Source organism: Neoalteromonas facilis, from assembly GCF_002807665.1.
GTDB lineage: Bacteria > Pseudomonadota > Gammaproteobacteria > Enterobacterales > Alteromonadaceae > Alteromonas_E > Alteromonas_E facilis.
The window spans coordinates 489,293-515,051 of the sequence record NZ_PEAY01000001.1; the positions used below are offsets into that span (position 1 = coordinate 489,293).

Consider the following 25,759-nt stretch of genomic DNA (forward strand, 5'->3'; position numbering starts at 1 on the left):
CGTAAAATAAACGTTTTGACACTCACTAAAGCCGATAATGGAAAAAACCGATAAGCTGTTTTCTCAACCGTTAAACAAAGTTGAAGACTTTCGATTTGATGATCAGGTCGCTGATGTATTCCCTGATATGATTTCGCGTTCAGTGCCAGGATATGACCGCATTTTAAAAACCATTGAACAGCTAAGTGAGCGTTATGCACAACCAGACACTCGAATTTATGATTTGGGCTGCTCTTTAGGCGCTGCCAGTCTAGCAGCGGCGCATGGCAGCCAACATGCCAATCCCATTTTTGCCATAGACAACTCAGCCGCTATGTTGCAAAGATGTCAGCGCTATATTCGCCAATTTTCTCATGCCGCCCACATTTCATTGTTTGAAAATGACATAACACAAATCGAAATCGAAGATGCTAGCGTCGTGATCATGAATTTTACGCTGCAATTTGTTGAACGAGAAAAAAGACAGGCCCTGATCCAACGAATTGCTGATGGTTTAGTACCCGGTGGGATTCTAATTTTGAGCGAAAAGATCAGGCACCCTGATGCTCAAGCCAATGAATTGTTAGTCGACTTACACCATCAATTCAAACGAGACAACGGCTACAGTGAACTCGAAATTAGTCAGAAAAGAGCGGCATTGGAAAATGTTATGCAGCTCAATACGTTCTCTGAGCATGAGTCTCGTCTATTGGGGGCCGGCTTTCATTCTGTTGTGATTACACAGCAGCAATTTAACTTCTGTTCAATGGTAGCGATCAAAGCATGAGTCATCCTCAACAATGGTTTAAACAATGCTATTACGACCTAATAGACTCTTCTGTTAGTCATTGGTTAAACACTCTTCCTCACCAGTTAGATGAATGGCTTGATTCTCATCATAGTCAAGAGGCTATTAAACTGGGGCGTTTGATCGAACAACTTCCTGTATTAACACCTTCAAATATTGACTTAAAACATACTGTTAATATAGGTGAAAAAGGAGACTTGGCTGAAAATGATGAAGCCCGAACGCGTTCGCTGCTTAAAAAATTCATGCCGTGGCGCAAGGGACCATTTTCTCTTTTTGGCATCGATATTGACACAGAGTGGCGCTCAGACTGGAAATGGGAACGTGTAGTTCCGCATATTGACTCCTTAAAAGATAAAACTGTATTGGACGTTGGCTGTGGCAGCGGTTACCACATGTGGCGTATGCTCGGCGAAGAAGCCAAATTGGTTATCGGTATTGACCCTACCCCCCTGTTTAATGCTCAGTTTTATGCCATTAAACACTTTCACGGCAAAGCACCAATACACATGCTCCCGTTGGGTATAGAGCAAATGCCGATTCTCAATGGGTTTGACTGTGTGTTCTCTATGGGCGTGTTATACCATCGACGCGATCCGATTGCGTTTTTAACGGAATTAAAAAGCCAACTTAAATCAGGCGGACAATTAGTACTTGAAACACTCATTGTTGAAGGGGATGCGCAAACGGTATTGATGCCGACTGACCGCTACGCGCAAATGCGCAATGTGTGGTTTTTGCCCAGCAATGAAGCATTAGTGTTGTGGTTATCACGGTTAGGTTTCACCGACATCAAGGTCGTTGATACGTGCACTACAACCATAGAAGAACAAAGACCCACTGAATGGATGCAAAATCAATCACTGCAAGACTTTCTTGACCCATCGGATCCCAGCAAAACGATTGAAGGATACGCTGCACCATTACGTTCAGTGATCACTGCGGTTAAACGATAATAAGCTCTTCAGCGCTGTTTAATGCTTCATAACCATGTAACGCCGTCCAATTGGCACACTAGTTGTTTACCTTCTATAAGTAAAGCAACAGCCATTGGCTCGGTAAACGTGGAAGATATATGGACTACAGCGCTTTTCTGGAATCTAACTTACTCACGCCTGACTATTTAGTGCATGCACAAAAATGGTTCAACCCGTTAGGTGACGCAATCGCGATGCACCAAAAGGGTGCGCAGCGACCATTTTACGTTGGCATAAACGGCGCGCAGGGCTCTGGGAAATCGACGTTATCACAATATTTGGTGGAGTATTTAAGCCAAGAAAAACAATTATCCGTCGTCGCCTTATCACTGGATGACTTTTATTTGTCCAAATCTGACCGTCTGGCTATGTCAGTAAAAATCCACCCGCTGCTAAAAACACGAGGTGTTCCTGGCACTCATGATGTATCGCTATTGCAAAAAACGCTTAAACAACTGGGTGAATATGGCACTGTTTCATTGCCAAAATTTGACAAGTCTACGGATGATCCTTATTCCGTGCTTGAATGGCCGGTCGTTAATGCCCCTGTAGATGTTGTCATATTCGAGGGTTGGTGTTGGGGTGCAGAGCCGCAACCCTCTACCGCACTGGCTTATGCTGTAAATTCATTAGAAAAAGAGCACGATGGCCTCGGTGTTTGGCGTGAATATGTAAATTCAGCGCTACGTCAGCAATATGTGCCTTTACAAAATATGATGAATTATTGGGTAATGTTGAAAGCCCCTGATTTTGACTGCGTGTCTACGTGGCGCTTAGAACAAGAAAATAAGTTGCGTCAAAAAGTCTCGCCGGAGAAAGCCACTACGCTGATGGATGAAACTCAAGTTAAAGCGTTTGTAAGTTATTTTGAGAGGCTTACTCGACACATCTTAGATACCTTACCTGAACGAGCCAATTGCGTGTTCGAATTAGATAATAAACGTCACATCACCGGTGTCGTCGCGGAGTATATGAAGTGAATAGTCATTATCTCGTGTTTACCGATCTAGATGGCACTTTACTTGACCATTACACCTACTCAACTGCGCCAGCAGAGAAAACGATAAGGCAATTAAAAGCCTTGTCGTTCCCCATTATCATTAATACCAGCAAAACATTCCACGAAGTAAAAGATATTGCCGACACACTGGCTCTTAACACGCCATTAATTACCGAAAATGGCGCTGCCTGCTACTTCCCTAAAGGGGTTTCCGATTCTTTTAATTGCAATGACATCATGCCATCGCCTCATGCCGGATACGACCGCAAAACATTTACTCAGCCACATTTTCATTGGCTAGATATACTTAATTCATTATCGGATACATTTGGTGGTTTTTATAAAAGTTTTACTGAATTAGGCGTTACAGGCATTCAAGAACTTACGGGCTTGTCAGCAGAGCAAGCCGAAAAGGCGTCCATGCGGGAATTTGGTGAGCCCGTCGCATGGAAAGGAAACGATGAACAAAAACAGGCCTTTTTACAGGCACTTAAAGATGCTGGTGCAGATCCCGTTGAAGGTGGTCGCTTTATCCACGTTTGCGGTGCTTGTAACAAAGGCCTTGCCATGCAATGGCTCGCTGCGCAATACAATGGAATGTTGGCTTCGTCTCAACAAACCAAAACCATCGCATTAGGTGACGGTAAAAATGATATCGCAATGTTAGAAGTTGCGGATATATCAGTGAGAGTACTGTCACCCGTTCATTCACCCCCTACACTGAATAAAAATAATAACGTATATACCACGACAAAATTCGGCCCAGAAGGCTGGGCTGAAGCTTTGTCGTCAATCTTATTGCTTGAATAATCTGGAGTTACTATGGCTGACTTTTATCAAAATGGGATAGTCACGACACTGCACAATCTATCAGAACGTCCCATTGAAGAGCTAGAAGCAGAGCTCATCAAGTTCAGTAAACAACGTCCCATGGCGCTGATCCTGCCTTCATTGTTTTCAGAATTAGAAGGGGAAGCATTACCTAATATCATCAATCATCTTTGTGATGTCCCTTACCTCAATGAGGTCGTTATAGGACTCGACAGAGCCGATAAAGCGCAATATGAACACGCACTTAAGTTCTTCAGCAAACTACCTCAGCACCACCGTATATTGTGGAATGACGGTCCTCGTCTAAAAGCACTAGATGAAGAATTGCAGAAACTCGAACTAGCACCAAAAGAAATGGGCAAAGGCCGCAATGTTTGGTATTGCATGGGGTACATTTTAGCGTCAGGTAAATCGGAAAGTGTCGCCTTGCACGATTGCGATATCCTAACCTACGATCGAGCCCTTTTAGCACGACTGATATACCCTGTTGCCCACCCGCAATTTAACTACGAATTTTGTAAGGGCTACTACGCGCGAGTTGCTAAAGGGAAAATTAACGGGCGCGTGTCTCGGCTACTTGTAACACCGCTCATTCGTGCGCTACAACGCACCTGTGGATACAACGAATATCTACAATTTATGGATAGTTTTCGTTATCCGTTAGCAGGCGAATTCTCTTTCCGTCGAGATGTACTCAATGATATTCGAATTCCCAGCGATTGGGGTCTCGAAATTGGCGTTCTGTCTGAAATGCACCGAAACTACAATCACAATAGGCTGTGTCAGGCAGACATTGCACGAGTTTATGATCACAAACACCAAGATCTGAGTTTAAACAATGATGCTGGTGGGCTGTCTAAAATGTCCATCGACATCACTAAGGCACTTTTCAGAAAATTAGCGACCCAAGGGCATACCTTTAGTACTGAAATGTTCCGCTCAATCAAAGCGACCTATTTCAGGATTGCACTGGATTTTATTGAAACGTATCACAATGATGCGGTTATGAATGGCCTTAAATTAGACATCCATAACGAGGAAAAAGCGGTCGAAATGTTTGCACAAAACATTATGAAAGCTGGGCAAAGTTTTCTTGAGAACCCGATGGAGACACCATTTATTCCTAGTTGGAACCGGGTAAATAGTGCAATGCCCGATATATTCCCGCGTTTACTGGAAGCCGTAGAGAAGGACGCACAAGAATTTGGAGCCTAGCGATGCAAACGACATATGAGGCATTAAAAGAGAAAGTTACTCATCATTTGTGCTGTATATATGAACAAGTTGATAGCGTTCACAATTACGATGAGTTAGCTGATGCGTTGATTTCTGAGATAGGGATCAGCGCTGATAACCCACCGCTACAGCCAGAAGCCTATCGCAATCTGTGGGACGAAAGTGATGTTATGATGATCACTTATGGTGACAGCATCATTGAGGAAGATCATAAGCCTCTGGATACACTGAATAAATTCTTAAAAACATACTGTGTCAACACGATCAATAAAGTCCATATTCTACCCTTTTACCCCTACAGTTCTGATGATGGTTTCTCCGTTATTGATTACTCCACGGTTAATCAATCCTTAGGCGATTGGTCAGACATCAATACGCTAGCTGAAGACTATGGGCTCATGTTTGATCTTGTGATCAATCACTGCTCAGCACGCAGTATCTGGTTTGAAAATTTCGTTCGTGGCGAAGGACCCGGTCACGACTTCTTTTTTACCGCAGGCTTAGAAGATGACCTCTCTCAGGTTGTGCGACCGCGAACATCCCCCTTATTGCGTGAAACGGAAACACCGGATGGTATTTCTCACGTTTGGTGCACATTTTCTCACGATCAGGTCGATTTCGATTTTAGGAATCCCAAAGTATTACTGACTTTTGTTCGGATTATTCGTGACTATTTAACCCAAGGTGCAACACTTTTTCGTCTCGATGCCGTCGCTTTTCTCTGGAAAGTGATTGGGAGTAGCTGTATTAATTTACCGCAAACCCATGAAGTGATCCGCTTACTGCGTACATTGATTGAAAATGTGGCTCCTGACGCCATCATCATCACCGAAACGAATATTCCAAACCGAGAAAACCTGACCTATTTCGGCAATGCGAATGAGGCACATGCCATTTATAATTTCTCTTTACCCCCTTTGTTAGTCAACACACTGGTTACCGGTGATTGTCGCTATTTAAAAGGATGGTTGATGACGATGCCGCCGGCACAAAACGGCACGACGTACTTTAACTTTATCGCATCACATGACGGTATCGGTTTAAGGCCAGCTGAAGGATTGCTAACTGACATGGAAATCGCTTCGCTAGTGCAAACCATGCAGAACTTTGGTGGGCGAGTGAGTTGGCGTACTTCGGATCTAGGCCAACAAAAACCTTATGAGATCAATATAACGCTGTTTGACGCGCTACAAGGCACGATAAAAGGCCCTGATCGCTACCAGATCGATCGTTTCATTTGTGCACATGCCATTATGCTTGGCCTAGAAGGAATACCCGGTATCTATGTGCATAGCTTGCTCGCCACCTCTAACGACTATGAAAAGGTCGAAAACACCGGGCAGAATCGTTCTATTAATCGTCGTCGTTGGCAATTCAATGAGTTAAAAGCTTTGTTAGATGACCCAATGACACAACATCACAAAGTATTAACTCGCCTGTCTCAGTTAATTCGTATTCGCAAAGCGCAACCGGCATTTCACCCGAATGCAACACAATTTACTTTACAGTTAGGTGATGGAATATTTGGCTATTGGCGACAAAGCATTAAGCGCCATCAAAGCATATTCTGTATTTCCAATATCATGGACAAACCTCAGACGGTGACGCTTTCAGATATTAACCTGATTGGCACTGACACCTGGATTGATTTGATCACCGGCGACGCCATAAATTTAACCGATGTAGTATTAACGCTTGCCCCTTATCAAACTGTATGGATTAGCAACCGAGATGAGATCCGAGTAAACGTATAGAATAATAACATCCATCGACCTAACCTAGTGATTCAGATAGACTTGCGCGCATATTACTGATTGCGCGAGCCGGAATATTGTTACAGCAACGTACGTTAACAACAGAATTGCGTCAGGTGATCCAACTCGCCTGGCCTTTGCTGATCGCGCAATTAACACAAATGTTGATGGGTGTGTCAGATACCATTATGGCAGGTCGCTATTCAGCAAATGATATGGCGGCCGTTGCTATCGGGTTTAGTATTACAACCCCAATTTTGATGTTTATTCAAGGGATTGCTCTAGCGATACCACCGATCATCTCGCGCCTCAACGGCGCTAACAAACACCATCAGATCGCCTTTGCGACGCAACAAGCCATGTGGTGTGTTCTTCTGATCAGCCTATTCGCTTATGTTTTGCTTTATTTTATTGAGCCGCTGCTGCACTTGTTTCCGATGGCAGATGGTTTACGCACAATCACCACTGAATACGTAACCTATGTACTATGGTCAGCCCCTGCCTTTGCACTATATCAGGGCGCACGAAATTTCTGTGAAGGACTTAGTCAAACCCGCCCGACAATGATCATTACCTTGCTGGGCTTATTAGTAAATATTCCAGCAAACTATGTATTAATTTATGGCGAGTTTGGCGTACCGGCGATGGGCGGCGCTGGCTGTGGTCTTGCAACGTCATTGGTGTTTGTGTGCATGATGATTGCAACGCTAACATATGCCAATGTTAGTCGTACCCTGCGCTTTGCGAAACTTTTTGACGTACTGTACTTCCCCAAAATGGCAGAGTTAAAAACAACGATTAAACTCGGCCTTCCAATTGCAATGACAATTCTGTTTGAAGTAACCCTTTTCTCGGTAGTGGCATTATTGTTAGCCCCATTTGGTGCTGTCACTGTCGCGGCCCATCAAATTGCCCTGAATTTTTCCTCACTTATGTTTATGTTCCCGCTCAGTATTGGTATGGCAGTATCAATCCGTGTTGCCTATTTGATTGGGCACGACCACCCCAAAGACGCGCGTTTGGCACTGAAATCAGCGGTATTATTAGGACTATGCATTGCGATATTCACCGCCTCATTAACTGTTCTACTGCGTTACTTCATTCCGACTTTATATACATCGGATATATCCGTTATTGACTATGCCGCCCCCCTCCTCCTGTTAGCCGCATTATTTCAATTTTCAGATGCGATCCAGGCGATCTCTGCAAATGCATTACGAGGCTACAAAGACACCACCGCAATGTTTTTAATTACGTTTACGGCCTACTGGTTAATTGGCTTACCGATGGGGTTAATCCTGGCTTTAACTGACTGGATAGTACCGGCACTACAAGCACGCGGCTTCTGGATGGGATTCATTATTGGGCTAAGCACAGCTGCTGTGATGCTCGGTTTTCGGGTCAAAGTTATTCAGCGTCGGATCCAAGCCCAATCATAGATTTAACCCAAGCCGTTTACCTATTGCGCTACCTTAGATGAACTCTCAACCGCTTTTTGCAGCACCGATAACTCGTCTTCAGTTAGATGACGCCACTGCCCGACTGCCAAGCCCTTGAGGTTGATGTGCATAATACGCTTGCGCACTAATCGCGTAACGTCATAGCCCAAATACTCGCACATCCGCCGGATTTGGCGATTCAGCCCTTGGGTTAATACGATTTCAAAGCTTTGTTGGCCAACCGCAGTGACTTTACATGGCTTGGTAACAGTGTTCAGAATCGGTACACCACGTGACATGCGCGCGATAAAGCGAGGGTTTATCGGTTTGTTAACCGTGACTCGGTATACTTTATCGTGCGCATTTTCAGCGCGCAGGATCTTATTCACGATATCGCCGTCACTGGTCAGCAATATCAGACCTTCTGATGGCTTGTCTAAACGTCCAATTGGAAAAATGCGTGGTTTCTTGATACCCACTGCATCAATAATATTCCCTTTAACATTTTTCTCAGTCGTGCATATTACACCGACAGGTTTATGGTAGGCGATGTAAACCCTATCGCTCTTGTCCTTTTTCACCGCATGGATTGGTTTGCCATCAACGCTGACAACATCGCCTTCAACGACCTTGGTGCCTAATTCAGGTACTTTGTTGTTGATCTTCACTCGACCTGCAGATATCAGCGCATCGGCCTCTCGACGACTACAAAAACCTGAATCACTGATAAATTTGTTGAGGCGTTTCTGCTCCAAGGACTTGTCCTATCATGTTAACATAACTAAATGCGCAGGCATTCTGCGCGAGCTTTACTGATTCGTCAAATACATCAATGATGATGACGTTGATGGTGGTGATCATGTCGATGTCCGTGACCCTGACTATGCCCATGGCGTTCGTCGTGCCCGTGAGCATGTTGATGATCAATCTTCCACTCATCACCGATGCGACGGATATCATCATCTTCATACCCTTCGGTTTCCCACGCATATTGCTTGCTAACAAACTTTGGATCCTGACGATGCCATATTAACGCAGAAATAAAACCAGCAAGTGCACCAAAGAAATGATACTCATATGAGATGCCGGGTTCACGCGGAAAAATCGTCATTACCATACCGCCATACATGAAAAACGCGATCATCATCAGTACAACAGAGCGCTTGTCTCGACGAAACAAACTAACGGTAAACAAAAAGAAAAACAAACCATGGGTTAAACCACTGGCACCGAGATGCGTTGAAGTTCGTGCGAACAACCAAACCCCTACACCTGATACAATCCAAATGACGCTAAACACGCGTCCACGTGTATTGGGATAACCGTACCACAACATGGCCAACAAAATGATCATAGGCAATGTATTGTTAAACAAGTGCTCATAACCACCGTGTACCAACGGCGCGGTAAAAATGCCCCACAAAGACGCAACATTGAGTGGCTGTAATCCAAACATCGCTTGATTGAAATGAAATAGCACTGCTGCAGATTGGATTACCCACAATAACGCAGTAAATAGCACGGCAATGCCAATCGCTTTTTTCATCTAGGTGTTCCACATACTGTCTTCATGTTGAGTAATATGATGACAGCTGATGATTAAACAACCCCTTCTATGTGTAGTAAAACACTTCAGGGTTTAGGCAATAGGGAAACTTAATGCTGGCATGCAATTGATTTAATTGAATATATACAAAAACTTATCGCTGCTGAGCGCGTACACGAAAGGAATAGCTCAGAACGCTTTCTACTGTTTACGGCTAAGTAATTTTATCGCTTCACCAAGCCCTTCAATTGTGAGTGGGTACATTCTGTCATCCATAAGCTCTCGCATAATTTGCACCGACGCATAATATCCCCAGTGCGGCTGCGACTGAGGGTTCAACCAAGCGCAGTGACTAAAGTGCTGAGTGATACGATTAAGCCAGGTTGCACCGGCTTCTTCATTCCAATGTTCAATACTTCCACCTGGATAGGTTATTTCATAGGGACCCATCGTCGCATCACCGACAAAAATCACTTTATAATCTCGCCCGTATTTATGCAGGATTTCAAAAATAGAAATTCGCTCTTTATCTCGTCTTGCATTGTCTTTCCACACATCTTCATAAACACAGTTGTGAAAGTAGAAATACTCCAAATGTTTAAATTCAGTGTGGACCGCCGAAAAAAGTTCTTGGCATTGCTGGATGTAAGCATCCATAGAGCCACCCACATCAAAAAACATTAATACCTTGACTGCATTGTGTCGCTCTGGCGCCATGTGAATATCCAACAGGCCACCATTCTTAGCCGTAGCACCAATTGTTTCATTGACATCTAACTCTTCACTGGCACCCGTTCGCGCGAACTTGCGAAGCTTTCTAAGTGCCATTTTAAGGTTACGCGTACCCAGTTCCGTGTCATTCGATAGGTTTCTAAACTCACGTTTATCCCAGACTTTTACAGCCGAGAAGTTCCTGTTGCCTTTCTGACCAATTCGAATGCCTTCAGGGTTGTAACCATTGGCTCCAAAAGGTGATGTCCCGCCGGTGCCAATCCACTTATTACCGCCTTGATGACGTTTTTCTTGCTCTTCTAAACGCTGCTTTAAGGTTTCCATTAGTTTATCCAAACCACCCATCGCTTGGATTTTTTGTTTTTCTTCTTCACTGAAGTACCGGTTCAGCGCGTTGTTTAGCCAGTCATCTGGTATTGTGCTGTCAAATAAATCGATATTTTCGACACCTTTAAAATAATCAGCAAACGCCCTATCGAACTTATCGAACTGGCTTTCATCCTTTACCATGACCATGCGTGAAAGATGGTAAAACCCTTCCATGTCAGCAAACACAACATGCTGCTCCAGCGCATTGATCAAATCGAGCAATTCACGCAGGCTGACCGGAACACGGTATTTCTTGAGTGTGAAAAAGAAGTCGACTAACACTAGCGTCTCGCCATAAAGACCAACTTTTCGAACAAGTGAATATCTTGTTCATTTTTCAGTAGAGCACCGTAAAGAGGTGGGATTGATGATTTACCATCTTTGCTTTGCAACGCTTCTGGTGGAATATCCTCCGCCACCAACAGCTTAAGCCAATCTAATAGTTCAGAGGTTGATGGTTTCTTTTTAAGGCCTGGTATTTCTCTTAACTCAAAAAATGCCTTAAGAGCTTCATCAATCAAGCGCTTCTTGATATCGGGATAATGCACATCAATAATTTGCTTCATTTCGTCCGCATCTGGAAATTGGATGTAGTGGAAGAAACAACGACGTAAAAACGCATCAGGCAGCTCCTTCTCGTTATTTGACGTAATGATAACAATGGGGCGTTGACTCGCTTTGATCACTTGTTGCGTTTCATAAACAAAGAACTCCATTTTATCGAGCTCCAACAACAAATCATTCGGAAACTCAATATCGGCTTTATCGATTTCGTCGATCAATAAAACGGGACGTTTATCCGCGGTGAATGCCTGCCATAACTTTCCCTGTACAATGTAATTGTTTATGTCATGCACACGCTCATCGCCGAGCTGTGAATCACGTAAGCGAGATACCGCGTCATATTCATACAGCCCTTGCTGCGCTTTTGTGGTTGATTTGATGTGCCACTGTATCAATTGAGTGTTTAGGCTTGTGGCTAATTGCTCAGCTAGCATTGTTTTACCCGTGCCCGGCTCACCTTTTATCAACAAGGGTTTCTCTAACGTCATTGCGGCATTAACCGCTAGTTGCAACTCATCACTTGCAATGTAATTCTGTGTTCCCGTAAACCCCATTCGGTGCCTCTTCTCTCTCGCTGATGTCAAAATGTCTATATCTTATAGCAAAAAAGCACGTAGCTTTTTTAGCCATCATACCAATCATATGGTTATTATGTTACGCAAAGTGTTAATACCTTGTTCACTTTTTGAATAAACACGGTGTTAACCAAGATCAACTGTCTATCCAGTACAAAGGTAAATTATGAAAGTCTATGAAGATAATTCATTATCCATTGGTAATACGCCACTGGTTAAACTCAACCGTGTAACCAGCGGAAACGTTTACGCAAAAATAGAATCACGTAACCCGAGCTTCAGTGTCAAGTGCCGCATCGGCGCCAATATGATCTGGGACGCAGAAAAGCGTGGCGTTCTCACCGCGGGTAAAGAGATCGTCGAGCCAACGAGCGGGAACACAGGTATTGCATTAGCATTTGTTGCTGCATCACGCGGTTACAAACTCACCTTAACCATGCCATCTAGCATGTCGCTAGAACGCCGTAAATTACTTAAGGCGTTAGGTGCTAACTTAGTGTTAACAGAAGCGCCAAAAGGTATGAAAGGCGCTGTTGCGGCTGCACAAGAGATTGTTGATTCAGATCCAAGCAAGTATGTATTGCTACAACAATTCGACAATCCGGCCAATCCTGAAATTCATGAGAAAACCACAGGCCCTGAGATCTGGAACGATACTGACGGCACAATTGATGCGTTCGTTGCAGGTGTTGGTACTGGCGGTACGATTACGGGTGTCAGCCGCTACATCAAAAACACACAAGGCAAAGCGATTACGTCTGTTGCTGTAGAGCCCACTGATTCACCGGTTATCACTCAGGCAAAAGCTGGCCAAGAGTTAACCCCTGGCCCACACAAGATCCAGGGTATCGGTGCTGGCTTTATTCCTGGAAACCTAGATTTGGATTTGATCGATGAAGTCGAACAAGTGACCAATGAAGAGTGTATGGAAATGGTGCATAGACTTATGCAAGAAGAAGGTATCCTAGCGGGTATTTCATCTGGTGCAGCCGTTGTTGCCGCAAAGCGATACGCCGAGCGTCCAGAAAATAAAGACAAGACCGTTGTTGTACTTTTAGCAAGCGGTACAGAGCGTTACCTAAGTAGCCCATTGTTTGCTGGTCAGTTTACTGATGCGGAAGAAGTGCAGTAAGCACAACAATTAAAGTTATTGATTTTAAAAGGAAGGCTGACACCTTCCTTTTTTTGTGTCTACAATAAGGTATAAGAATAATAGAGAACTCGACATGAATTTTTTCAGAGCAGTATTAATAATGGTTGCAGCGGTTTCGCTTTTTGCATGCAGTGAAGTGAAACAGGGTGAAGGTGTAGGTAAATACGGCATGATGGCCGATAATACACCTGAATATGCAGCCGTCATGTTCATGAATAGCATCTATAATGAAGAAAACTTAGATGGAGCTCTCAAGTTAAGCTCTGAACGAATGACCCGATTGATCAATAATTATCGCACCAACCGTAACGTTCAACGCAACCTTGTCGGCCTGATGTATGACACTGTCGAGATTAGCCCTGAGGGCAGTGATAGTGTTGGTCGAACAGAGTTTGCTGATAGCGCAGAAGTCACGCTATTTTTAACCGGTTTTTACAACGACGATAAAATTGATGAGTTACGAACTGTACAACTCATGAAAGTACGTGGTGACTGGAAAGTCGACAAGATCATGGCAGATCCCTTCTTATAACGGAAATATCGCCATCATCTTATACAAATCAGGACGATTATTACTTGTATTTTTAGTATAAAAATGCAAATTTAACATTTCATTAACACGATGTATGTAGGAGCATTAGATGAGCGACGATTTTCGTATTCCCCGCAGTGCGGATAACGACTACAGTGATGAATGGGCACAAAAACGCCGGGAATTTCTAAAAGAAAAAACGGGCGCGGAACTAACCCATACCGGCCAATATTCGATCGGTACCGACACCCTACCCGGTAATATTGAGAACTTCATTGGTATCGTACAAATGCCTGTGGGCGTTGCCGGTCCGGTTCAAATCAATGGTGAACACGCCAATGGTTTATTCTATGTACCGCTTGCAACCACTGAAGGTACATTGGTCGCAAGCTATAGCCGTGGTATGCGCGTTATCAACGAATGTGGCGGTGTAAAAACCACTGTCGTTGAACAGTTTATGCAACGTGCTCCCGCTTTTATCTTCGCTGATGCGCGAGAAGCTCGCGAATTTGGTCAGTGGGTTTGCGACAACATGGACGGTATTTGCGCGGCAGCTGAAAGCACTACCAGTATTGGTAAACTCAAACATATCCATCAATGGTCCGTTGCACGCGTACGATACTTACGCTTTAACTACACGACAGGTGATGCCGCAGGTCAAAACATGGTAGGTAAAGCCACACTAGCCGCCTGTGAATGGATCAAGGCGAACTATCCAGGCAAATGCCTATATCTGTTATCAGGCAACATGGATACCGACAAAAAGCATTCGCATCTAAACGTACTACACAGCCGTGGAAAACGTGTTATTGCTGAAATCACGCTGAAAAAAGAAGTATTAGAGCGAGTTATGAAAGTCGATACCAAAACGTTGGCCAAAGCGTCTGTTCTTGCCAACACTGGCGCGATGATGGCGGGTGCAGCATACAACGGCCCTCACAGTGCTAATGGTATTGCCTCTTTGTTTATCGCGACAGGACAAGACGAAGCAAACGTAGTTGAATCTCATGCTGGTCTTCTTTCACATGAATTATTAGACAACGGTGATTTCTATATGGCGGTTACGTTACCGTCATTGATTTGTGCAACCTACGGTGGTGGTACTGGCTTACCTACACAGAAAGAGTGTTTAGAACTACTCGGCTGCTACGGTAAAGGTAAAGCCAATAAACTGGCGGAAATCGTGGCAGCGACTGTTCTTGCCGGTGATATTTCACTAGCCTGTGCGGTTATTGCTGGTCACTGGGTATCAAGTCACGACAAGTACGGTCGAAATCGCACCTAACTTTCGTTTAAAATCTAAAAGGCCGGTATCTTTACCGGCCTTTTTGTTGCGTCAAGCATAATAGACGCCATCTCATTGAACATTGCCGCCCACATTGAACCTCACCTCGTCTTTGCCTATAAACACTGTTTGTCCTATTGGCTCAGGTAAACTTGGTTTTGCTATGGGCACAGCATTTAGGTCCTGTGGTAAAAGCGGCTCCTGCAAAAGCTGATCAAATTGAGAAACGTCAGTAACATCCGGATTAAGCCAATCGAATATCATGTTCTTCGTTTGCGCTAACATTAACGGACTGGCCTTGCTGTGGTATTGGTCTAATTTTTCATGTGCAGGCGTTGTTATAATAGAAAAACTATACTGCTGATTAGGCCACTTGCGATATAAACCACCCAGCGCAATGCATTCGCCCTCTTGCGCTTCAAAGTCAGTATATTGCATTCCTTTTGCTACCTTTTGGCTTTCTCCAAACCCTTTAACCAAAACTATGCAGCGTTGATGTCTAAAGCTATGATAACCAGCACTGCGCTTTACATTGACTTTATCCCAACGTGTATTGAAAGACGTATATTTTGATGGACTAAACGTTATTTGCCCATCAGGTAATACGGATTTATCCAGTAATAACCACCAAGTCGCATCAACCCATCGAGCTCCCTGCTCATCCCAAATTAAAATGCCAACCTGAGAAGTCGCGCGCACAAAACGCGCGGGATGGGATTGTGGTGAAAAATCGATCCCCAATTGTTCACACAGGCTTTGCACGCCAGTATCATCAATAATGTTTAAGCGGCCACACATAACGCAATACCCATGGATAGTGGCGTTAACACAGTACTCATTACATTTGCTCCTAATACGGATTCGGCAATTTTGAAATCACGTTGTTCGAACAAGCGTTTCACTACAACAGCAGCAAAGGTTAAAGGGAACAATGAAAGGTAGTAAAAAGGCGACAGGTGCAAACGAAATATCACACTGGCAAAACATACAACGGCTAACCCATACTGAAGTGTGTAAACCCATCGTGCAGAGGATAACGAGTAGCGCACAACCCAATGCGAGCGGCCGTGTGACTTATCGGCTTCGCGATCGGGGAACTGGTTTAACAGCAAAAGATTATTTGCCAGAGCCGTCATTCCAAGCGCCGCAATAAAAATTATGATTGAATGCTCAGAAATGAATACAAGGCTTCCGCCGTATAACATAATGATGCCAAAGCCGATACCGGGAGACAGCAAGCACAATATAGGAAATTTATTGAGTAAAGGCGTATAACTCACAATGATCGCACAGCCCAGTATACCTAAAGCCGCAAGTTCAAGCGGGAATGCTGATGTGATAACCAGATACAATCCGATAACAACAGTAATTGTTAAACATGCGAATACAAAATAGGCAACTCCAGATTCCGCAATAGGATCAGCCTGCAGCGCACCGCTTCCGCCACTAAATGGTGTTCTATCGGTGTGAAAATCTAAACCTGACCGATGATCACTTAATTCGTTATGCGCATTAACGGCAATATGTGCCAATAACGCAGACACGCATACAAGCGTGAACTTCGACCAATCGAATGTGATTTGCGTATTCAACAAGAGGCCCGCTAACAATGTCATAACGCTTGCAACAAGCAGGAGAAATGGCGGGCGACTCACCGATGCAATAGTACTGAACGCAGCCATTACACTATCTCCACTTAAACGCTAACCTGTTGCTGCATGGCCTATTCTTCAGTATCAGTCAGCAAATGCTTCGGCAACTGTTTACTCGGTTGAACCCCCATTGCTTTGAACTGTTCCACTTGTCTAAGCAGGTTGCCTTTTCCGGAACTCAGTTTATTAAACGCTGCATCGTAGGTTTTGCTGGTTGTCTCCAATGATTTCCCCAGTTTTTCCATATCAGAAACGAAACCACTGAATTTGTCATAAAGCTTTGCCGCGCGCTCGGCGATAGCCTGCGCATTTTGATTTTGATACTCGTACTGCCAGATATTATTGATTGTACGCAATGCCACTAAAAGATTGGTTGGGCTGACCAACATAATATTATTGGCTAATGCAAAACTAACCATTTCAGGATCACTGTCTACAGCTAGTAGAAATGCTGGTTCAATCGGAATAAACATCAACACATAATCGAGCGTCTTAACCCCTTTAAGATTATGATAGTCCTTCTTCCCTAATCCTTTGATATGAGTACGAATGGAGTTAACATGTTGCTTTAAGTGCTCTTTCTTACGTTGCTCTTCATCGGTGTTGTGATATGCCTCGTAGGCCACCAATGACACTTTTGAATCAATGATAATGTCTTTTTCATTGGGAAGGTGCACTATGACGTCGGGCTGACGTTGTCGCCCCTCTTCATTTGCCAAAGATGCCTGAGTATCAAATTCATGCCCTTCGCGCAGGCCGCTTTGCTCAAGGATCTTCTCTAACACGACCTCTCCCCAATTCCCCTGCTGCTTATTGTCGCCTTTAAGCGCGTTGGTGAGTGCGGTGGCCTCTTCAGTAATGCGTTGGTTCAGCGCTTTTAAGCTGAGAATTTCGGTTTTCAGTGATGCTCTTTCTTGACCTTCTTTAATATAGGCATCAGAGACTTGCTTTTTAAAGCCTTCAATTTGTTCCTTCAGCGGCGCAAGTAAACCATCTAGCCCGGTTTTATTTGCCTTGGCAAAACTCTCGCTTTTTTGTTCAAAAATCTTATTGGCTAGATTTTCAAATTGAACCTGCATTCGCTGCTCGGCTTGTTGAAGCAATTCAAGCTTTTCAGAAGACGCCTTCTCGTTTGCCACCAACGTTGCTATTCGAGATTCATACTGCGCTTGTTGCTGAGCAGCTTGCTCTCTAGCCGATTGTAATTGGTGTGCGAGTTGGTCACGTTCTTTTTCAATACGCTCGTAACTCAAACAGCGTTGTTCAAGTTCAATCACTTGATGTTCAAGCTGCTTACTATGTAATTGAAGTCTATTGTGTTCGTCTTGTTGCAGTGAGAGCTGGTCAATTTGTGTCTGTAGGCTGTTGATCTGCCACGAAGCCTTCTCGTTTGCCGCACGAGTGCGAAACCACAAAACCAACAAACTGATAAATAAAACGAACGCTACGCTAATAGCGACAAGTGCATGCACTTGGGTAAATTCGAGCACGAAAAATCCCTTAAAAAAACAAGGGCAAGTATTAACCTGCCCTAATAATTTATTTGCTTAAGCTTTTAGTTTACTGTCCAAATCCGCAATTTTCGCTTTCCAAATTGCAGGGCCGGTTTTATGTGCATTGTTACCAGCACTGTCAACTGCAACGGTTACCGGCATATCTTCAACATCAAATTCGTAAATCGCTTCCATACCCAGATCTTCAAACGCGACTACGCGCGCTTTTTTGATCGCTTTTGACACAAGATAGGCTGCACCACCTACTGCCATTAGATAAACAGACTCATGCTTAGCAATGCTATCAACCGTGGCTTCACCACGTTCAGCTTTACCAATCATGCCCAAGATACCCGTTTTATCGAGCATCATATCAGTGAATTTATCCATGCGAGTTGCCGTCGTGGGACCTGCTGGGCCGACCACTTCATCGCCTACAGCATCCACTGGGCCGACGTAATAAATGAACTTGTTGGTAAGATCGACACCTTCAGGAAGCCCTTCACCACTGTCCAACATGGTTTGAATACGTTTATGCGCCGCATCTCGACCCGTAAGCATCTTACCTGACAATAGAATGGTCTCACCAACTTTCCATTCCTTCACATCATCTTTAGTCACTGTATCGAGATTGACACGTCGAGTGTTTTCACTGACTTCCCAAGTAACTTCCGGCCATTCTTCCAATTTAGGCGCGCGCAATTCTGCGGGTCCGCTACCATCAAGCGTGAAATGAGCATGACGCGTAGCTGCGCAATTAGGGATCATGGCAATTGGCTTAGAGGCAGCATGCGTCGGCATTGACTTGATTTTGATATCCACAACCGTGGTTAAACCACCAAGACCCTGCGCACCGATACCTAATTGATTTACCTTATTGAAAATATCTACACGTAACTTTTCTTCTGTAGTTTCAGGACCACGATCTATCAACTCTTGAATATCAACCGGATCCATTAAACTTTCTTTCGCTAACACCGCGGCTTTTTCTGCTGTACCGCCGATACCTATTCCTAACATGCCAGGCGGACACCAACCGGCCCCCATGGTCGGTAACGTTTTAACCACCCATTCAGCGATGTCATCGCTCGGGTTTAACATTACCATTTTTGATTTATTCTCAGAGCCGCCACCTTTGGCCGCGATCATGATCTCAACTTTATCACCAGGTACCATATCAATATGTACAACCGCAGGCGTATTATCCTTGGTATTTTTACGCGCGCCTGCCGGGTCTGCCACAATTGACGCTCGTAATGGATTGTCTGGATTCATGTACGCTCGACGAGTACCTTCATCTACCATTTCCTGTACCGTCATATCGGTTTTATCCCATGTAACGCCCATACCTATCTTAACGAAACAGGTTACAATGCCGGTATCCTGACAAATGGGTCGTTTGCCTTCAGCTGACATACGAGAGTTTATAAGGATTTGCGCCATTGCGTCTTTTGCCGCCTGACTTTCTTCATTCAAATAGGCCTTTTCAACGGCCTTAATGTAGTCTAGCGGGTGGTAGTAAGAGATAAATTGAAGCGCGTCTTCGATGCTGTCGATCAAATCTTGTTGACGAATTACAGTCATGTGTTCCTCTGCTGAAAGTGGTTAAACCACAAAATTACATAGTGTATTGCATGTGTGTAACAGTATACTACCGACATTGGTCGCTTTGCACTAACCTGACCTAAGACTAAAGTAGATAATGGAAAAAATAAGCTACACAATTACTCCCGCAACACTACCTAACTCGTTATCAGCGAAGGATATTTTCGAAGAACTTTCTAAAACACCTTGGGCGTTGTTTTTCGACAGTGCGGGCGATTCAGCTCAAGATAACCAGTTTGATATTTTGCTGCACTCACCCGCCAAAACCATCGTAACCTATCCTCAGCATTCAGTTGTTACCGATAGGCTAAGTGGCGAAGAAACCATTCTAAACGACGATCCCATTGAGATTGCACAAAGGACACATCGTGAATTGCTCAATAATGTCGAATTTAAGCAAAAAGAATTAGCGAACCGGCTACCTTTTTTGATCGGTATAGCGGGAATGTTTGGTTACGATCTTGGCCGGCACTTTGAACATTTACCTTCGCCCTTCGATACCGATACTAACTGCCCCGATATGGCGCTTGGCCTGTATGATCGCTCTTTGATCTTCGATAAACACAATCAACAATTATTTGAGTGTCGCCCGGAATCGTCTAAACCATTTAAGATAAAAGACACTGCCCAATCCTTTTTGCCATTTACGTTAACCGATAGTTGGCAAGCCAATACCAGTGAGCAAACCTATTTAGAAAAATTGGCTAGGATCCGCCAATACCTTATCGATGGTGACTGCTATCAGGTTAATTTTGCCCAACGTTTCAGCGCACCTTACAGTGGTGATGAATACTTAGCCTATCGCGCATTGAGCGAAGCAAATCGAGCGCCCTATTCCGCGTTTATGCGCCTTGAGAGCTGCAGCATTTTAAGTATTTCGCCAGAACGCTTTTTGTCCGTCAAAAATGGACATGTCGAGACCAAGCCGATTAAAGGCACTCGACCTCGCAGTGCCGACCCCACACTGGATAAAAAGCTAGCAGCCGAACTCTTAGAGTCTGAAAAAGATCGGGCTGAAAACCTTATGATCGTCGATCTGCTACGAAATGACATCAGTAAACATTGCCGCCCCAACAGCGTGAACGTACCAAGCCCATTTGCACTAGAGAGCTATGCAGCAGTACATCACATGGTCTCCACCGTAACCGGTGAGCTGGATGATGACTCAGATCCTTTTACCCTGTTACGTGATGCGTTCCCCGGCGGGTCAATCACGGGTGCTCCTAAAATTAGGGCCATGCAAATCATTGATGAGCTTGAAATTGCGCCCAGACATATATATTGCGGTAGTATGGGTTATATTGGAGCTAAAAATGACATGGACACCAGTATTTGTATCCGGACAATCCTCGCTGAAAATAAACAGCTTCATTGCTGGGCAGGTGGTGGGATTGTTATTGATTCAGATGCTCGAGATGAGTATCAAGAATGCTTAGATAAGGTGAATAAGATCCTACCGGTATTGCTATGACAGAAGATGAATTTCTTACCCGCTTTCATCATGCCAAACAAGTTAAAACGGAAGCAGATTATCCGTTGAAGCATGCAGGTAAGCCCGCGGGCGTTTTAATTCCGTTAGTTAAACACGACAACGGGTTGAATGTGCTGCTCACGCGAAGAGCGCTGCACCTACGTCATCATCCTGGACAAATAAGCTTTCCCGGCGGCAGACAAGAACCTAGCGATCAGTCCGCCGCTGATGCGGCTTTGCGCGAAACCTTTGAAGAAATCGGTATCCAGCGCAAACATATCGAAATAGTGGGTCAATTACCGACTTATAGAACAATAAGCGGTTATGCCATGGAACCTTTCATTGGCCTATTACCTCCCAACCTGTCATTGACGCTAGATGAAAATGAAGTGTGTGAGGCGTTTGAAGTACCCTTAAGCCACGTGCTAAATAAAAATAACTACCTGATCCATTGGGTTGAACGTCGTGGACGTAGCATGCCGATTTATTTTATACCTTACCAAGACATATATATTTGGGGCGCTACAGCAGCAATTCTACGTAACCTCTCAAATCACTTTGATCCCGAGTGAATGTATAAAACATAAAGTTTTCTTTACAATTGATTAACCATTCTAATCTTAAGCATTAGGTATTTTAATTTGTGACAGCTACCATTGAGCGCATAATAGCGGCAATTTTTAAATGACTCAGGCAATTCGATGATTAGTGTATTTGATATGTTCAGTATTGGTATAGGTCCGTCTAGTTCACACACAGTGGGACCAATGCGCGCGGCAAATCAATTTATTCAGTATCTAACAGAAAGTGGCATCATCAATAATGTCGATCGTATCGTCGCAGAATTATATGGGTCTCTGGGACAAACGGGTAAAGGTCACGGTACAGGTAAAGCTGTTATTTTAGGCTTACATGGCGAAACGCCTGAGAGCATTCCCGTAGAAAATATAGACTCGATGCTTGAACAAGTTGAATTAACAGAGCGCCTACCAGTGACTGAGTCACATTCGGTTAGCTTTCCGCGCAACGGCGCTATCGTATTTCACCGCCGGAAAACCTTACCTTTACACGCCAATGCAATGACTCTTTTTGCCTACAGTGGTGAAACACTGTTACACCAACAAACTTATTACAGCATCGGTGGGGGGTTTATTGTTACTCAAGAAGAGTTTGTTGAAGTGAAACAACAAGCTATAGAGCTACATGAGACACCGGTCCCCTATCCATTCAGTACGGCTGAAGAGTTGATCACACAAGCGAAAAGCAACGGCATTTCAATCAGTTCACTTATGTGGCGGAATGAAATGGTGCATGCCAGCAAACAAGAAGTACAAGACAAATTAGCTGAAATTTGGCGTGTAATGCAGGCTTGTATAAAACGAGGCATTGAAACCGAGGGAATTTTACCCGGCGGTCTTAAAGTAGTGCGTCGTGCGCCAGCACTATATCGACGCTTAAAAAATGAAAAATCAGCAGACCCCATGCAAGCGATGGACTGGGTCAATTTATTTGCATTGGCGGTCAATGAAGAAAATGCGGCCGGTGGCCGAGTCGTCACAGCACCAACCAATGGTGCAGCAGGCATATTGCCGGCAGTACTTAGCTACTATGATAAATTTGTACAACCCGTTGATGATGAAACAGCAGCGCGTTATCTGCTAACTGCAGCTGCCATCGGTATTCTATACAAGAAAAACGCGTCTATATCAGGTGCTGAAGTAGGCTGTCAGGGAGAAGTGGGCGTTGCGTGCTCGATGGCGGCAGGTGCACTAACAGAAATACTAGGCGGATCCGTCGATGCGGTAGAAAACGCAGCCGAAATTGGAATGGAGCATAACTTAGGTTTAACCTGTGATCCGGTCGGAGGATTAGTTCAGGTGCCTTGTATTGAGCGAAATGCCATGGGTGCCATTAAGGCCATAAATGCTTCACGACTAGCCGTTAGAGGAACGGGTGAACACAAAGTCTCACTCGATAAGGTTATCAAAACCATGCGCGATACCGGGAATGATATGAAAACCAAATATAAAGAAACTGCCAGAGGTGGGCTGGCGGTTAATATCATCGAGTGCTAACGCAAGTCTTTATTTAACAGGCAATGTAATGTCTTTGAATAACTTTTCTACGTCATCGTTATTCTTCTGCATCATTGCCTTTTCAACCATCGTTTTAGTCAGGTGTGGCGCGAATCGCTCAATAAAGTCGTACATGTAACTACGCAAGAATGAGCCTTTCCTAAAGCCAATTTTGGTGGTGCTGTATTGGAATAGATGGCTCGCATCTATTTTTACCAGATCATCATCCTGCTCTTCACTAACCGCCATTGATGCAATGACGCCTATCCCCACGCCCAGTCTGACATAGGTTTTGATGACATCCGCATCAGTCGCGGTAAATACAATCTTAGGTGTTAAACCCGCTCGTTCAAACGCTTGGTCTAACTCTGAACGACCGGTAAAGCCGAATACGTAGGTCACCAAAGGATATTTGGCAATATCCTCAATACCGATAGATGCCTTTTTCGCCAGTGGGTGGGCTTTGTTTACAATGACAGAGCGATTCCAGTGGTAACACGGAAGCATGACAAGATCGTTGTACAAATGAAGGGCTTCTGTGGCAATAGCAAAATCAGCCTCGCCCTTTGCTGCCAAATCGCTGATTTGCGAAGGCGTGCCTTGATGCATATGCAACGACACCTTCGGGAACTTGTTCATAAAGCCTTGGATCACTTCAGGCAAAGCATAACGCGCTTGCGTATGCGTGGTTGCGATGTTCAGCTTACCTTGATCCGGTAATGTATGTTCACGTGCAACCGCCTTAATACTCTCTACTTTAGCGAGTATTTGACGCGCAATGCCAATGACATCCTGTCCGGCGTCGGTAACGTGGGTTAAATGTTTTCCACTGCGCCCAAATATTTGTACGCCCAGCTCATCTTCCAGCATTCTGACTTGCTTACTGATGCCCGGTTGTGAGGTAAATAGACTTTCGGCCGTTGCTGACACGTTTAAATTGTTATTCTGCACTTCAACGATATAACGTAGTTGTTGCAACTTCATCGGCATTGTCCATGGTTGGGTTATTCTTGATTGTATGCACTGGCGAAAACGATGAATGAGCATTTTTAAACAGCGCAGAAATTCATTGTAGTTAAAAACTCTATCTATATGCAAAAAAATTAGGCAAACATATGAATTTGGAAGATACTAGAATAAGCAATGCTGACAAAAGGCCTTACCATGTCTAAAGAAATTGATTTCTCATCTGTACTCGCAGCCGCTGTGCACGACATGAAAAACTCTCTGAATCTTCTGATTCAGACACTCGAGTCGCTTGATGACACCATTCCAAAAGAAAACAAGGAATCGAGAGAATATTTGTCGCAAGTTCACTACGAGTCTGCGCGCTTAAACACAGGCCTTGTACAAATGTTGTCGCTGTACCGTGCTGAAATTAATGGCCTTCCGTTAAATATCGACGAACATGTGGTTGAAGATCTCATCATTGAGCTGGTGGGGGCAAACCAAACCTACAGCCAGCAACGTAAAATAGAAATAACAACAGAGTATGATGAATCATTAACCTGGTTCTTTGATAAGGACTTAGTTTTCTTATTGTTAAATGATGTGCTGATCAATGCGATGAGGTATGGCAACAAGCATATTCATCTATCTGCCAATGTGGTCGATAACAAGTTAATCGTAACCATAGAAGATGATGGGCCGGGCTACCCTGAAAACATGCTTGAACAAAGCCTTTCAGAACTAGCCAAAGTGAGTGTTAGTCAAGGACGTACAGGACTGGGTATATTTTTCGCAAGAATGATTGCTCACGCTCATCAAAATCAAGAGCACCGCGGTGAAATTCAATTAAGCAATGGTGGACGTTTCGGGGGTAGTGTATTTCAAGTAAAATTGCCCTAAACTGTCGCATTAGAATAATAAAGCACCGCTGTGTAAGTGCACTAAAATGATAAAGTACGAGAGCATATGACGTTTGGAATTATTGTTGGGTTAATAGTCACACTTGTGGTCATAGCCATCGTGATTAATGCTTTTCAGCAGCATAAAGAAAAACTTGAATCTGAGAAGCGCACTGAAATAGCTAAACAGAAAGCCATTGTTGATGAGACCGAAAATGTATTAATGGCGTCGTCTCACTTTCCTATTTCTACAAAGCTTGTGTGGGTTATGCACCAGCGTGTTCATAATGCGCTGAGGATCATCCTAGAACTCAACCCCACCATGCCTGAAATTCGCCAACGTGTTAAAGATGCAGAATCTCGGGTTCAATCCATCGATCTAAACGCAAGCGCCCCCGATCAAAGTAACTTCAACCTGCCTGATAATGACAAGATGATCATTCAAATGATCCAGGCCATTAAGAAACTTCGCATATTGCTGCGCTCTGAACACAGCAAAGGCAAGGTCGACACACAAACATATATGCATGAAGACCGCACATTAGAACGCCTGCAACTGCGGGTTAATGTCGAAACTCTCGCCCGCAGAGGCCGAGCTGCACTAAGTTCAAACATGCTGGGCTCTGCACGCCAATATTTCGAGAAAGCCATTGGCGCATTGGAAGCTCAAAACCAACCTGACGAATATATGCAAATGCGTCATGCAGAACTCAAAGAAATGCTGAGAGAAATTCAGGACAACCTGAAAAATGTTAATGCTCAAGACAGAGCGAAGAAGAAAGAACAAGAAAGAGATGATCTGGACGAACTCTTTGCTCCTAAGAAGAAATGGTAAA

The 25,759-nt window shown here is 44.1% G+C and carries 24 protein-coding genes; 15 read left to right on the forward strand and 9 right to left on the reverse strand.

Going from position 1 to position 25,759, the window contains the following annotated elements; translation table 11 throughout:
- Positions 1-37 precede the first annotated feature (37 nt).
- The 7 genes from cmoA to CSH93_RS02205 all read left to right on the forward strand — a co-directional run bounded on the left by cmoA (position 38) and on the right by CSH93_RS02205 (position 8,024).
- Complete coding sequence (cmoA, locus tag CSH93_RS02175) at positions 38-766, forward strand: carboxy-S-adenosyl-L-methionine synthase CmoA (RefSeq protein ID WP_100641517.1); 729 nt, start codon at positions 38-40, stop codon at positions 764-766.
- Positions 763-1,743: a tRNA 5-methoxyuridine(34)/uridine 5-oxyacetic acid(34) synthase CmoB gene (gene cmoB, locus CSH93_RS02180; RefSeq protein WP_100641519.1), complete on the forward strand. Its 981-nt coding sequence runs from the start codon at positions 763-765 to the stop codon at positions 1,741-1,743. The genes cmoA and cmoB overlap by 4 nt, the downstream gene beginning before the upstream one ends.
- Before the next feature lie 119 nt (positions 1,744-1,862).
- Positions 1,863-2,744, forward strand: coding sequence for a kinase (locus tag CSH93_RS02185; RefSeq protein ID WP_100641521.1), 882 nt, complete (start codon positions 1,863-1,865; stop codon positions 2,742-2,744).
- A complete protein-coding gene (locus CSH93_RS02190) occupies positions 2,741-3,574 on the forward strand; it encodes an HAD-IIB family hydrolase (protein WP_100641523.1) in 834 nt (277 codons plus the stop codon). Before CSH93_RS02185 ends, CSH93_RS02190 begins: the two co-directional genes overlap by 4 nt.
- A gap of 12 nt (positions 3,575-3,586) precedes the next feature.
- Positions 3,587-4,810 carry a glycosyltransferase family protein gene (locus CSH93_RS02195; RefSeq protein ID WP_100641525.1) on the forward strand — a complete coding sequence of 408 codons (1,224 nt, stop codon included), beginning with the start codon at positions 3,587-3,589 and terminating at the stop codon, positions 4,808-4,810.
- 2 nt (positions 4,811-4,812) lie between these two features.
- Positions 4,813-6,585, forward strand: a complete 1,773-nt coding sequence (locus tag CSH93_RS02200; RefSeq protein WP_100641527.1) for a sugar phosphorylase — start codon at positions 4,813-4,815, stop codon at positions 6,583-6,585.
- Positions 6,586-6,659: 74 nt separating this feature from the next.
- The gene (locus CSH93_RS02205; protein WP_420807237.1) at positions 6,660-8,024 is read left to right on the forward strand and encodes an MATE family efflux transporter; all 1,365 of its coding nucleotides are present in this window, start codon (positions 6,660-6,662) and stop codon (positions 8,022-8,024) included.
- A gap of 20 nt (positions 8,025-8,044) precedes the next feature.
- Here the strand turns inward: CSH93_RS02205 and CSH93_RS02210 are convergent, their stop codons facing one another.
- From CSH93_RS02210 to CSH93_RS02225, 4 genes are all read right to left on the reverse strand, one after another.
- Positions 8,045-8,779 carry a pseudouridine synthase gene (locus tag CSH93_RS02210; RefSeq protein ID WP_100641529.1) on the reverse strand — a complete coding sequence of 245 codons (735 nt, stop codon included), beginning with the start codon at positions 8,777-8,779 and terminating at the stop codon, positions 8,045-8,047.
- A 74-nt stretch (positions 8,780-8,853) separates the two neighbouring features.
- Positions 8,854-9,570: a rhomboid family intramembrane serine protease gene (locus tag CSH93_RS02215; protein WP_100641531.1), complete on the reverse strand. Its 717-nt coding sequence runs from the start codon at positions 9,568-9,570 to the stop codon at positions 8,854-8,856.
- A 201-nt stretch (positions 9,571-9,771) separates the two neighbouring features.
- Positions 9,772-10,953: a vWA domain-containing protein gene (locus CSH93_RS02220; protein ID WP_100641533.1), complete on the reverse strand. Its 1,182-nt coding sequence runs from the start codon at positions 10,951-10,953 to the stop codon at positions 9,772-9,774.
- Positions 10,953-11,789: an AAA family ATPase gene (locus tag CSH93_RS02225; protein WP_100641535.1), complete on the reverse strand. Its 837-nt coding sequence runs from the start codon at positions 11,787-11,789 to the stop codon at positions 10,953-10,955. Before CSH93_RS02225 ends, CSH93_RS02220 begins: the two co-directional genes overlap by 1 nt.
- A 187-nt stretch (positions 11,790-11,976) precedes the next feature.
- Between CSH93_RS02225 and cysK the strand changes: the two genes are divergently transcribed.
- The 3 genes from cysK to CSH93_RS02240 all read left to right on the forward strand — a co-directional run bounded on the left by cysK (position 11,977) and on the right by CSH93_RS02240 (position 14,780).
- Entirely contained in the window at positions 11,977-12,942 is a 966-nt protein-coding gene (gene cysK / locus CSH93_RS02230) for a cysteine synthase A (protein WP_100641537.1), read from the forward strand.
- A gap of 94 nt (positions 12,943-13,036) precedes the next feature.
- Entirely contained in the window at positions 13,037-13,495 is a 459-nt protein-coding gene (locus tag CSH93_RS02235) for a nuclear transport factor 2 family protein (RefSeq protein ID WP_100641539.1), read from the forward strand.
- A gap of 109 nt (positions 13,496-13,604) precedes the next feature.
- The gene (locus tag CSH93_RS02240) at positions 13,605-14,780 is read left to right on the forward strand and encodes a hydroxymethylglutaryl-CoA reductase (RefSeq protein ID WP_100641541.1); all 1,176 of its coding nucleotides are present in this window, start codon (positions 13,605-13,607) and stop codon (positions 14,778-14,780) included.
- A gap of 72 nt (positions 14,781-14,852) precedes the next feature.
- Here the strand turns inward: CSH93_RS02240 and CSH93_RS02245 are convergent, their stop codons facing one another.
- Genes CSH93_RS02245 through CSH93_RS02260 form a run of 4 tightly spaced genes read right to left on the reverse strand, consistent with a single transcriptional unit; the run spans position 14,853 to position 19,509 of the window.
- Complete coding sequence (locus CSH93_RS02245) at positions 14,853-15,578, reverse strand: SOS response-associated peptidase family protein (protein WP_100641543.1); 726 nt, start codon at positions 15,576-15,578, stop codon at positions 14,853-14,855.
- Positions 15,563-16,462: a prenyltransferase gene (locus CSH93_RS02250; RefSeq protein WP_100641545.1), complete on the reverse strand. Its 900-nt coding sequence runs from the start codon at positions 16,460-16,462 to the stop codon at positions 15,563-15,565. The genes CSH93_RS02245 and CSH93_RS02250 overlap by 16 nt, the downstream gene beginning before the upstream one ends.
- A gap of 41 nt (positions 16,463-16,503) precedes the next feature.
- Positions 16,504-17,922, reverse strand: a complete 1,419-nt coding sequence (locus tag CSH93_RS02255) for a DNA recombination protein RmuC (RefSeq protein WP_240615467.1) — start codon at positions 17,920-17,922, stop codon at positions 16,504-16,506.
- Positions 17,923-17,979: 57 nt separating this feature from the next.
- Entirely contained in the window at positions 17,980-19,509 is a 1,530-nt protein-coding gene (locus CSH93_RS02260) for a fumarate hydratase (RefSeq protein ID WP_100641547.1), read from the reverse strand.
- A gap of 118 nt (positions 19,510-19,627) precedes the next feature.
- On the opposite strand from CSH93_RS02260, the gene pabB reads away from it, so the two are divergent.
- The 3 genes from pabB to CSH93_RS02275 all read left to right on the forward strand — a co-directional run bounded on the left by pabB (position 19,628) and on the right by CSH93_RS02275 (position 23,076).
- Positions 19,628-21,001 carry an aminodeoxychorismate synthase component I gene (pabB, locus tag CSH93_RS02265; RefSeq protein WP_100641549.1) on the forward strand — a complete coding sequence of 458 codons (1,374 nt, stop codon included), beginning with the start codon at positions 19,628-19,630 and terminating at the stop codon, positions 20,999-21,001.
- Positions 20,998-21,573 carry a CoA pyrophosphatase gene (locus tag CSH93_RS02270; RefSeq protein WP_100641551.1) on the forward strand — a complete coding sequence of 192 codons (576 nt, stop codon included), beginning with the start codon at positions 20,998-21,000 and terminating at the stop codon, positions 21,571-21,573. Before pabB ends, CSH93_RS02270 begins: the two co-directional genes overlap by 4 nt.
- Positions 21,574-21,702: 129 nt before the next feature.
- Positions 21,703-23,076: an L-serine ammonia-lyase gene (locus tag CSH93_RS02275; RefSeq protein WP_100641553.1), complete on the forward strand. Its 1,374-nt coding sequence runs from the start codon at positions 21,703-21,705 to the stop codon at positions 23,074-23,076.
- A 9-nt stretch (positions 23,077-23,085) separates the two neighbouring features.
- Here the strand turns inward: CSH93_RS02275 and cysB are convergent, their stop codons facing one another.
- Positions 23,086-24,060 carry an HTH-type transcriptional regulator CysB gene (cysB, locus tag CSH93_RS02280; protein ID WP_100641555.1) on the reverse strand — a complete coding sequence of 325 codons (975 nt, stop codon included), beginning with the start codon at positions 24,058-24,060 and terminating at the stop codon, positions 23,086-23,088.
- Positions 24,061-24,240: 180 nt separating this feature from the next.
- Here cysB and CSH93_RS02285 point away from each other — a divergent pair, with 180 nt between their 5' ends.
- Positions 24,241-24,924, forward strand: a complete 684-nt coding sequence (locus CSH93_RS02285; RefSeq protein WP_100642316.1) for a sensor histidine kinase — start codon at positions 24,241-24,243, stop codon at positions 24,922-24,924.
- A gap of 66 nt (positions 24,925-24,990) precedes the next feature.
- Complete coding sequence (locus CSH93_RS02290; protein WP_100641557.1) at positions 24,991-25,758, forward strand: hypothetical protein; 768 nt, start codon at positions 24,991-24,993, stop codon at positions 25,756-25,758.
- Position 25,759: the final 1 nt, after the last annotated feature.

Coding starts and splice junctions, on each gene's coding strand:
- cmoA (WP_100641517.1), top strand. CDS start 38: ATGGAAAAAACCGATAAGCTGTTTTCTCAACCGTTAAACAAAGTTGAA.
- cmoB (WP_100641519.1), top strand. CDS start 763: ATGAGTCATCCTCAACAATGGTTTAAACAATGCTATTACGACCTAATA.
- CSH93_RS02185 (WP_100641521.1), top strand. CDS start 1,863: ATGGACTACAGCGCTTTTCTGGAATCTAACTTACTCACGCCTGACTAT.
- CSH93_RS02195 (WP_100641525.1), top strand. CDS start 3,587: ATGGCTGACTTTTATCAAAATGGGATAGTCACGACACTGCACAATCTA.
- CSH93_RS02200 (WP_100641527.1), top strand. CDS start 4,813: ATGCAAACGACATATGAGGCATTAAAAGAGAAAGTTACTCATCATTTG.
- CSH93_RS02215 (WP_100641531.1), bottom strand. CDS start 9,570: ATGAAAAAAGCGATTGGCATTGCCGTGCTATTTACTGCGTTATTGTGG.
- CSH93_RS02225 (WP_100641535.1), bottom strand. CDS start 11,789: ATGGGGTTTACGGGAACACAGAATTACATTGCAAGTGATGAGTTGCAA.
- cysK (WP_100641537.1), top strand. CDS start 11,977: ATGAAAGTCTATGAAGATAATTCATTATCCATTGGTAATACGCCACTG.
- CSH93_RS02235 (WP_100641539.1), top strand. CDS start 13,037: ATGAATTTTTTCAGAGCAGTATTAATAATGGTTGCAGCGGTTTCGCTT.
- CSH93_RS02240 (WP_100641541.1), top strand. CDS start 13,605: ATGAGCGACGATTTTCGTATTCCCCGCAGTGCGGATAACGACTACAGT.
- CSH93_RS02245 (WP_100641543.1), bottom strand. CDS start 15,578: ATGTGTGGCCGCTTAAACATTATTGATGATACTGGCGTGCAAAGCCTG.
- CSH93_RS02250 (WP_100641545.1), bottom strand. CDS start 16,462: ATGGCTGCGTTCAGTACTATTGCATCGGTGAGTCGCCCGCCATTTCTC.
- CSH93_RS02260 (WP_100641547.1), bottom strand. CDS start 19,509: ATGACTGTAATTCGTCAACAAGATTTGATCGACAGCATCGAAGACGCG.
- pabB (WP_100641549.1), top strand. CDS start 19,628: ATGGAAAAAATAAGCTACACAATTACTCCCGCAACACTACCTAACTCG.
- CSH93_RS02270 (WP_100641551.1), top strand. CDS start 20,998: ATGACAGAAGATGAATTTCTTACCCGCTTTCATCATGCCAAACAAGTT.
- CSH93_RS02275 (WP_100641553.1), top strand. CDS start 21,703: ATGATTAGTGTATTTGATATGTTCAGTATTGGTATAGGTCCGTCTAGT.
- cysB (WP_100641555.1), bottom strand. CDS start 24,060: ATGAAGTTGCAACAACTACGTTATATCGTTGAAGTGCAGAATAACAAT.
- CSH93_RS02285 (WP_100642316.1), top strand. CDS start 24,241: ATGTCTAAAGAAATTGATTTCTCATCTGTACTCGCAGCCGCTGTGCAC.
- CSH93_RS02290 (WP_100641557.1), top strand. CDS start 24,991: ATGACGTTTGGAATTATTGTTGGGTTAATAGTCACACTTGTGGTCATA.